Here is a 378-nt window from a genome sequence, read left to right as displayed (position 1 = left end):
CAAATACTTTTAGACCGGCTATTGTGGGCTGGACAAAAACAGCCGCTCAAGAGCTTGCCAAGGATGGGATTTTGATTAATACGTTAGCCCCAGGAAAAATTGAAACAGACCGAGTTAAACAGCTGGACAAGCACCGCGCGCAGTCAGAGCACCAAACGGTTGAAGAAATCAAAGCACAGGCTGAACATGCGATTCCGCTTGGCCGTTATGGACAGCCAGAGGAATTTGCAGCATATGCAGCTTTTCTTTTATCTGAAGCAAATACATACATGACAGGTCAAACACTCATCATTGATGGTGGTTTGACAAAGTATCTTTAAGGAGGAACAAGTGATGACAATCAAAACAGTTGGTTTTATTGGAATTGGTGTAATGGGA

1 protein-coding gene is annotated in these 378 nt (G+C 43.4%); it reads left to right on the top strand.

Annotation, left to right across the window (positions count from 1 at the left end):
• On the top strand, nucleotides 1-320 hold a 320-nt coding region (locus SB658_RS22275; RefSeq protein WP_410602375.1), incomplete at its 5' end, for an SDR family oxidoreductase.
• Between the last annotated feature and the right edge of the window lie 58 nt (nucleotides 321-378).

It is taken from the genome of Bacillus sp. SIMBA_008, assembly GCF_046535495.1.
Taxonomy (GTDB): domain Bacteria; phylum Bacillota; class Bacilli; order Bacillales; family Bacillaceae; genus Bacillus; species Bacillus subtilis.
The sequence above is the reverse complement of the archived record's forward strand: the minus strand, read 5'-3'. Positions and strand labels throughout refer to the sequence as shown.